Origin of the sequence: Streptacidiphilus carbonis (genome assembly GCF_000787775.1) — a bacterium.
GTDB lineage: Bacteria > Actinomycetota > Actinomycetes > Streptomycetales > Streptomycetaceae > Streptacidiphilus > Streptacidiphilus carbonis.
Window position 1 is genome coordinate 32,716 of sequence record NZ_BBPM01000020.1, and the last position, 8,001, is coordinate 40,716.

The window sequence follows — 8,001 nt, forward strand, 5'->3', positions numbered from 1 at the left end:
GTGACGGACCATGGCCGCACGTCCGTTGCATGAAGTTGTCGAGCCCGGTTGGGCCAAGGCGTTGGAGCCGGTCGCCGGACAGGTGGCCGCCATGGGCGACTTCCTCCGGGCCGAGATCGCCGCCGGGAGGAGCTACCTGCCGCCGGGGCCGCAGGTGCTGCGGGCGTTCCAGCAGCCGTTCGAGCAGGTCCGGGTGCTGATCGTGGGTCAGGACCCGTATCCCACGCCGGGGCACGCGGTGGGGCTGTCGTTCTCCGTGGCGCCGGAGGTGCGGCCGCTGCCGGGGAGCCTGGTGAACATCTTCCAGGAGTACCAGCAGGACCTCGGACTGCCCGCGCCGGGCAGCGGCGATCTGACGCCGTGGACCGAGCAGGGGGTGTTGCTGCTCAACAGGTCGCTCACCACCGCGCCGCGCAATCCCAATGCCCATCGGGACAAGGGGTGGGAGGCGGTCACCGAGCAGGCGATCCGTGCGCTGGTGGAGCGCGGGCCGGCGCTGGTGGCCATTCTCTGGGGGCGTGACGCCCGCAACCTCCGCCCCCTGCTGGGGCCCGCGCCCTGCCTGGAGGCCCCGCACCCCAGCCCCCGGTCGGCGGACCGCGGCTTCTTCGGCTCCCGCCCCTTCAGCCGCGCCAACGAGCTGCTGGTCAGGCAGGGCAGCGAGCCGGTGGACTGGCGCCTGCCGTAGCGCATCGGGCGACGGTGCCGATTGACGGGCTCCGGGCCTGAACTGGTGGGACGGGGGCGACACCTGAGGTTCTGTCACTCATTCGGGTGAATGCACTCTGTGTGTCTCCAGAGTGACGCATGGTTCGTAAGGATAGGCCGCATCCAAGATTGCGTCCGGGCGCTCCGTAACTGGGGGTGAGCGCCCGGTGCTGTCCCGTTGCCGTCTGTGATCGACGAACATTTGTGGGGGCTCGTAATGATGACTATCCGCCGCACCGGCTCCGCCCTCGGTGCCTTACTCGCCGTCTCCCTGCTCGCGGCGGCCCAGCCCGCCCATGCCGACGGCTCCGCGTGGGGGACGGCGTCAGCCACCACCGCCGGGCTGTCGCTGGACGTGAAACTGATCAACGGCGCCGTGGACGTCCCGGTGGACCTCACCTTGAACGCGGTGCACGCGCCCAGGAGCGTGGACGGGTCGATGCTGACCACCGCCATCGGCGGGGTCGACCAGGGGCGGAGACTGACCCTGCTGGACGCCACCCTCGGCCACAGCGCCGCCACCGTGGACGAGCACGGTGCGCATGCCGAGGTCGACCTGGTGCAAGCGGCGATCAATGTCCCCGGGCTGCTGACCCAGCTGGTGGGGCTCAAGGAGGTGCACGCCACGGCGGACTGCCCGTTGGACGGTCGGCCCAGCGCGGACGTCAATATCCTCGGGACGCTGAACGTGCTGGGCCACGGGGTCTCGCTGAGCGCGGCCGGGCCGAGCAGGGTCAGCGTGCCCGGAATCGGGGTGGTGGACCTGGAGCTGTCCAAGAAGACGGTGACCTCGACCACGGCCGCCGCGACGGCGTTGGAGCTCGACGTCCAGGTGAATCCGCTGAGTCTGAATGTCGCCGAGGTGAGCGGGAGGATCGAGCTGGCGGCGGTGCACTGTGCCAAGGGGAAGGGCGGCGGGGGCGGCGGGGCGACCGGGTCGTCCGCGCCGTCGGGTCCGGCCTCCGGTCCGGGTGCGCCGAGCGGTTCCGCCTCGACGGGCGGGGCGGCGCTGCCCCCGCCATCGCAGGTGTCGGCCTCGGACTCCGCCGTGCCGGCCTCGCCTGCCGCTGCCACCACCGACCTCGCGGAGACCGGTGGCGGCAGCAACACCCCGGTGATCGCCGGGGTCGCGCTGGTGCTGGTCGGTGCGGGCGCCGCGGCCATGGGGACGACCCGCAGGCGGCGGCGCCGGCACTGAGAGCCGGTGAGCAGGAGAGCAGGGGTTCAGGAGAAGTGCACCGTCCTGGTGGTGCCGGGGAGGCCCTGGGTGAGGTCGAGGGTGACCACCGGGGCGGTGCCCTTGAGGTCGACGGTGACGCCCGGGTCGTCGCTGAAGCCGCGACGGTAGCGGGCCCGGCCGCCGAGGGTGACGGTCAGTGAGGTCTGCGCGCAGGTGGGGTCGCTGACCGCCAGCGTCAGCCGGCCGCCGTGGCTCTGCAGCAGCACCGATGCCGGACCGCCGACGCCCACGGAGGGGAGGGCGCCGGCGGTGAAGAAGTTGGCAGCGGTGAGGTCGAGACGCGCGGAGCGGATCGCTTGCAGGGCCCGGGTGTTGGACAGGACGGTGAGGTCCGGTCGCCCCGCCCTGCGGGCGGTCTCCGCCGCGCTCGCCCCCGGCAGCAGCAGATAGACGTACCCGCTGCCGCCGGGGTCGACGCCGTGGTCGAGCCACAGGGTGGCGTAGGTGTTGGTGCAGGGCGTGGTGGTACCGCCGGTGCTGGGGCCGTTGTCGATGTCGGCCCAGGCGCCGGTGCGCTGCTCGCGCAGGGCGCGCAGGGTTGCCCCGGAGGCGGCCCCGGACGGGAGGATGTAGCCGCCGACGCCCTCAAGATGGGCCCAGCCCGAGGCGGCGAAGCTGCCGGACCAGCCCGGAGTAGTGGGTGTAGGACGGCCGTTGACGGTCAGTCTGTTGCGGCCCGTCGCACGCAGGTTGCGGTTCTCGATGGTGGTCTCCACCGGGTGGCCGGAGCTCCCGGTTATCCCCGCGCCGAGCGCGACCACGCAGTCGTCCAGGCAGAACCAGGACTTCTTGGCCCGCAGCGGCGAGCCGTAGGGGACCAGGTCCAGGCCGACCGCGCCCCAACTGCCGGCCAGTACGGCCCCGCCGGACCAGGTGGTGGGCGGCAGGGTGCCGTTGCCGGCGCTGGGGGCCAGCGGCAGGGTGTCGGCGGTGACCCCGGGCAGCCTGGTGCAGTCCACGGTGGGCCAGTAGGCGTCCGTGTAGTGGCCGTTGTCGTCGTTGTAGAGGTAGGTCGCGCCGTCGCCGGTGTGCCAGCCGCGCTGGTTCTCGCCGTTGATGGCCTCCAGCCGGGCGATCCGGCTGCTGGAGAGGCCCACCGTCCAGGCCCAGCCGGGGCGGCGGTGCACGGCACGTTCGATCGAGGGCTGCTGGACGTGGTTCGGCCCCTGGCCCACCGCGTGCACCTTGGTGTCGTCCAGGACGGACTTCACCAGGGCCATCCGCGCGGGCGTGGCCGTGGCCCTGATGGTGGTGAAGGTCTCGCGTTCGATCCAGCCCTTGGCGAGCGCTTTCCAACGCCTCTGCTGGTCCCGCGAGCCGACCGGGATCAGCCGGAGCACCGCTTCGGTGATGGCGTGCCCGGCGTCGTGGTCGGTCTCGCCCTGTCGGGACAGGAAGCGGCCGCGGACCACGTCCATCACCAGGCCGTCGTACATGAACGGCGCGTAGGTGAGGTCCACCGAGTCCAGGATGACCGAGAACCGGGGGTCGTCGATGGGCCAGGCGGAGCCGTTGAGCAGCAGTGAGAGCTGGCTGAGGTCGTTCAGCAGGACGTAGGAGTAGTGGCCGTTGTAGGGGATGGTGCCGTGCTGGATGTAGCCGCCGTCGCGGTAGTAGCCGTCCGAGGCGGTGACGTAGGGGTAGATGTCGGAGAGCTTGTCGCGGCCGAGCGCGATCAGGGTGCCGTCCTTGGCCAGGATGCCGCGCAGGATGGTGATCTGGCACATGTCGGAGCGGTTGGCCCCGGTGGTGAGCACGGTGCCGGACTGCTGGTGGGTGGGGTCGGGGACGAAGTGGGCGACGGTGGCCAGGTAGCTGGCCAGGTCGGCGGCGGGGACCTGGCTGCCCAGCACCGCACAGGTGTTGACCAGGGCCTGCGGGGCGCCGATCTCCCAGTGGTACCAGTTGCCCACCTCGGCGGAGGAGGGGTTGTAGTAGTCCGCGCCGATCAGTCGGAGCGCGGCGACCAGGCGGGCGGCGACGGCGGCGTCCTGGTAGTGGGCCGAGCCCGGGGTCCCCCAGGCGATGGCGGTGTCGCGGATCCGGTAGTAGGTGCCGCTGGCGTTCTCGACATGGGTGAACGGCAGGTCGGTGTAGACGGCGGTCGGGGTGGCGGAGTCGTCGTAGAGCGCGATGGCGGCGGCCGCGATGGCGTCGATGGTGGCGATGGCCGCCGCATAGTCGGGGTCGGTCGGGTCGACCGCGCTGCCGCCGGTGAGGATGTCCGACCAGACGCCGCGGAGTTGGTCGAAAGCGTCCGCGGTGGCGTCCGGGGCGGCGCCGGCAGGGGAGGCCGCCGCCGCAGTAGGGGTCGCGGCAGCGGCGGTCGGGGTCGCGGCGTGCGCGGGGCTCGTGCCGCCGACGCCGATGAGTGCGGCTCCGGTCACGGCGGCGCCGGCGCCGAGGAGGTGGCGGCGGCGCAGTGGTGCGGCGAGGGGCGTGCTGTCGTCCATGCGTGCGTCCTCGGTGACGTGGGGTCAGGTGAAGACATGACAGACCCGCTGCCGACCCGAGTCAAGATGCTGGACAAAGTTCAAGGATATGAACGCTACTGAAGCAAAGCCGCATCACAGCTGGAGCGCCGTCAACGCCTCGCAGAAGGCGTCCAGGGTGGCCTTGTCGCGGACCGCGATGCGCAGCCAGTCGGGCCCCAGACCTGGGAAGGTGTCCCCGCGTCTGACGGCGAAGCCGGTTCCGCGCAGCCGCTGCCTGATGCCGGCCGCACCGGGCGTCCGGATCAGGACGAACGATGCAGCCGGCTGACCGTAGGTCCGGATGCTGGGCAGCTCGGCCAGTCGGGAGAGCAGGTAGTCACGGTCCTCGGCGGTGGCCCGGGCGGCCGCCTCGGCCTCGGCGAGCGCGGCGGGGGTGCTGCACGCCTCGGCGGCGGCCAGAGCGGGCGTGGACACCGGCCACAGCGGTTGGGCGGACTCCAGGGCGGCGACGGTGCCCGGGTCGGAGAGGACGTAGCCGATGCGCAGCCCGGCCAGCCCCCAGGTCTTGGTGAGGCTACGCAGCACCACCACGCCCGGCAGGTCGCGCCGCCCGGCCAGGCTCTCCGCCTCGCCCGGCACGGTGTCCGCGAACGCCTCGTCCACCACCAGGGTCCGGCCGGGACGGGCCAGTGCTGCGAGATCCGCGGCCGGGTGCAGGATCGAGGTCGGATTGGTGGGGTTGCCGACGACCACCAGATCGGCGTCGTCGGGAACGGCCGCCGGGTCGAGCCGGAAGCCGTCCCGGGGCCGGAGCAGCAGCCGCTGCACCGGGTGCCCGGCCTCCCGAAGCGCCGCCTCCGGCTCGGTGAACTGGGGGTGCACCACAACCGCCTTGCGCGGCTCGAGGCATCGGGCCAGCAGCACGAACGCCTCGGCGGCACCGGAGGTCAGCAGCACCTCGCTGTCGGGGCGCCGGTGCCGGCGGGCGACGGCGGCGCGGGCGGAGCCGCCGTCGGGGTAGGCGGCCAGGCCGCCCAGGGTGTCCGCCAGCAGCTCCCGCAGCCACGGCGGCGGCGTCCCGGCCCGTACGTTCACCGCCAGGTCGACCAGGCCGCCGCCGACCTCGGTGTCGCCGTGGTGGCGCAGGTCGTGGCGGTCGGCCCGGCCGTGGCCGCTCCGGTCGTGGCGGTCGGAACTGCCGCCCCGATCAGTGGACATGCGTGTGCGAGCCGTGACCGTGACCGTGGTCGTGTGAAGGGTCGTCAGGGTGGTGGTGCGGGCGCTGGGCCGCGCCGACGCGGTCCTCGAAACCTGGCATGGCCACACGATAGACGCAGGTGTCGCAATTCATCCGAAGATCCCCCGCGAGGGCCTCGCGGTAGCGGGCCAGGACCAGCTCGGCCAGCTCCTCGGTGGGACCCATCACCGCAGCTCGGCGCAGGTCGGTGTCCGGGTGGCCGGCGGCCCAGTCGGCGGCCTGCCGTTCCACCCGTTCGGGGAGGACGCCGGTGAACAGGAAGTAGGGCAGCACCACGATCCGACGGGCGCCGAGCAGCCGGCAGCGGGTCAGCCCGGTCGGCACGTCGGGCGCCGCGAGCGAGACGAACGCGGTCTCCACCCCGGCCAGGCCCCGCCCCTCCCACAGCAGCCGGGCGACCTTGACCACCTCGGCGTTGGCATCGGGGTCGGTGGAGCCCCGGCCGACCAGCAGCACGGTGGTGTCGGCGCGGTCCTCGGGCGCCAGCACCTCGTCGAGCCGCCGCTCCAGCACGGTCAGCAGGGCGGGGTGCGGGCCGAGCGGCCGCCCGTAGGAGAAGGAGGTGCCGGGGTGACGCTCGCGCTCGCGGACCAGGGCGGCCGGGATGTCGCCCTTGGCGTGGCCGGCGGAGACCAGCACCAGCGGGACGGCGGCGAAGCGGCGGGCGCCGGCGGCGACCAGGTCGGCGACGGAGTCGGCCAGCGGCGGCGGGGACAGTTCGATGAAGCCGCCGCCGACCGGGGTGTCCGGCAGCCGGTCGCGCAGCCCCTCGACGAAGGAGCGGAACGCCTCGGCGCCGGCCTCGTCGCGGGTGCCGTGGCCGACGATGAGCAGCGCGGGAGGTGTCACTTTGTCTCCTCGTAGAGATCGGGGTAGAGCAGCGCGTTGGCGGCAGCGGCGGCGACCGCCGAGCCGCCCTTCTCGGAGACGTTGCTGACGGCCGGAAGTCCGGAGGCGCGCAGCGCCGCCTTGGACTCGGCCGCGCCGACGAACCCCACCGGCAGGCCGATGACCAGCGCGGGGCGGGCGTCCAGCAGCAGCAGCTCCTCCAGCGCGGTCGGGGCGCAGCCGATCACCCACACCGCACCGTGGCCGACCTCCTCCAGCGCCAGCCTGACGGCGGCGGCGGAGCGGGTCAGCCCGGTGGCCGGGTCGCCCTTGGCGTCGCGGAGCCGGCACAGCGCCCGGCGGGTGGTGATGCCTGCGGCGACCATCTCCACATCGGCCACCAGCGGCGCCCCTGCCGCGAGCGCGTCGGCGGCGGCCCGCAGCACCGACTCCTCGGCGATCACCAGGTCGGCGAGGTAGTCGAGGTCGGCGCTCGAGTGCACCACCCGTTCGGCCACGGCACGGGTGAGCGGCGGGAGCTGACTGGTGTCGGCGCGGGCCCGGAGACGCCGGTAGGACTCACGCTCGATGGGGTGCACCTGGCGCGCCGTCATGACTGCCACCGGTATCCGCGCGGGGTGACCATCCGGTTCGCTACCGTGCGGGAAGCGGTGTTGCCGACCACCACGACGGTCGTCATGTCGACGGTGGTGACATCCAGTTCGGCCAGGGTGGTGACGGTGTGCCACTCGTCGGCGCGGGAGATCGCATGGGCGACCCCGACCGGGGTGTCCGGGGTTCGATGCTCGGCGAGGAGCGACAGAGCCTTGGGCAGCTGCCAGTCGCGGCCGCGGCTGCGGGGGTTGTAGAAGGTGACCACGAGGTCCGCCTCGGCCGCCGCGCGCACCCGGCGCTCGATCACCTCCCAGGGCGTGTGCAGGTCGGAGAGGCTGATCGACGCATGGTCGTGGCCCAGCGGTGCGCCCAGCAGCGAGGAGGCGGCCAGCGCGGCGGTCACGCCGGGGACGCCGACCACGTCGATGTCCGCACCGGCCTCGGCGAGCGCGGGGGAGGCCATGGCGTAGACGCCGGCGTCGCCGCTGCCGATCAGGGCGACGGCGTGTCCCTGCTCGGCGAGGCGTACGGCGCTGCGCGCGCGCTCCTCCTCGGCGCCGAGCCCGGTCTCCTCGATCCGGGTGCCGGGCCGCAGCAGGTCGCGGATCTGGTCCAGGTACTGGTCCAGCCCGACGACGATCGACGCCCGGCGCAGTTCCTCGCGCGCCCGCGGGGTCAGCAGATCGCGCGCCCCCGGCCCCAGACCGACCAGCGCCAGCCGTCCGCGCGGGCGCTTCCTGGCGATGGCGACGGTGGCCATGGCGGCCCGTCCCTCGGGGGCGGACTTCCGCTTGGGCACCAGCAGTTCGGCGCCCTGGCCGCCGCTGAGCAGCGCGGCCGCCTCGGCGACGCTGGGGGTGCCCACAGCAGCCTGCGGGGCGGGGGAGGGGTTGGGCACGGGGACCGCGGCGAGCGCC

At 73.5% G+C, this 8,001-nt stretch carries 7 protein-coding genes; 2 read left to right on the forward strand and 5 right to left on the reverse strand.

All coding sequences use genetic code 11. From position 1 onward, the window contains the following. The first annotated feature begins 10 nt into the window (after positions 1-10). Both TR46_RS17710 and TR46_RS17715 read left to right on the forward strand, forming a co-directional pair. Positions 11-688: a uracil-DNA glycosylase gene (locus TR46_RS17710; RefSeq protein ID WP_042401760.1), complete on the forward strand. Its 678-nt coding sequence runs from the start codon at positions 11-13 to the stop codon at positions 686-688. Positions 689-925: 237 nt separating this feature from the next. Next, a complete protein-coding gene (locus tag TR46_RS17715; protein WP_052432894.1) occupies positions 926-1,906 on the forward strand; it encodes an SCO1860 family LAETG-anchored protein in 981 nt (326 codons plus the stop codon). Positions 1,907-1,932: 26 nt separating this feature from the next. On the opposite strand, the gene TR46_RS17720 is transcribed toward TR46_RS17715, so the two are convergent. The 5 genes from TR46_RS17720 to cobJ form a co-directional block, all read right to left on the reverse strand. Beyond that, complete coding sequence (locus TR46_RS17720; protein ID WP_042401763.1) at positions 1,933-4,401, reverse strand: polysaccharide lyase 8 family protein; 2,469 nt, start codon at positions 4,399-4,401, stop codon at positions 1,933-1,935. A 114-nt stretch (positions 4,402-4,515) separates the two neighbouring features. Next, a complete protein-coding gene (cobC, locus tag TR46_RS17725) occupies positions 4,516-5,601 on the reverse strand; it encodes an Rv2231c family histidinol phosphate aminotransferase CobC (RefSeq protein ID WP_042401765.1) in 1,086 nt (361 codons plus the stop codon). Continuing rightward, complete coding sequence (locus TR46_RS17730; protein WP_042401768.1) at positions 5,591-6,490, reverse strand: sirohydrochlorin chelatase; 900 nt, start codon at positions 6,488-6,490, stop codon at positions 5,591-5,593. Before TR46_RS17730 ends, cobC begins: the two co-directional genes overlap by 11 nt. Continuing rightward, a complete protein-coding gene (locus tag TR46_RS17735; protein WP_042401770.1) occupies positions 6,487-7,083 on the reverse strand; it encodes a precorrin-8X methylmutase in 597 nt (198 codons plus the stop codon). The genes TR46_RS17730 and TR46_RS17735 overlap by 4 nt, the downstream gene beginning before the upstream one ends. Further along, a partial coding sequence (cobJ, locus tag TR46_RS17740; RefSeq protein WP_063770607.1) for a precorrin-3B C(17)-methyltransferase occupies positions 7,080-8,001 on the reverse strand: 922 nt, incomplete at its 5' end. The genes cobJ and TR46_RS17735, both read right to left, overlap by 4 nt.

What these genes read in the sequence shown, in the direction of transcription:
- TR46_RS17735 (WP_042401770.1), bottom strand. Translation starts at nt 7,083, where the DNA reads ATGACGGCGCGCCAGGTGCACCCCATCGAGCGTGAGTCCTACCGGCGT.
- cobC (WP_042401765.1), bottom strand. Translation starts at nt 5,601, where the DNA reads ATGTCCACTGATCGGGGCGGCAGTTCCGACCGCCACGACCGGAGCGGC.
- TR46_RS17710 (WP_042401760.1), top strand. Translation starts at nt 11, where the DNA reads ATGGCCGCACGTCCGTTGCATGAAGTTGTCGAGCCCGGTTGGGCCAAG.
- TR46_RS17720 (WP_042401763.1), bottom strand. Translation starts at nt 4,401, where the DNA reads ATGGACGACAGCACGCCCCTCGCCGCACCACTGCGCCGCCGCCACCTC.
- TR46_RS17715 (WP_052432894.1), top strand. Translation starts at nt 926, where the DNA reads ATGATGACTATCCGCCGCACCGGCTCCGCCCTCGGTGCCTTACTCGCC.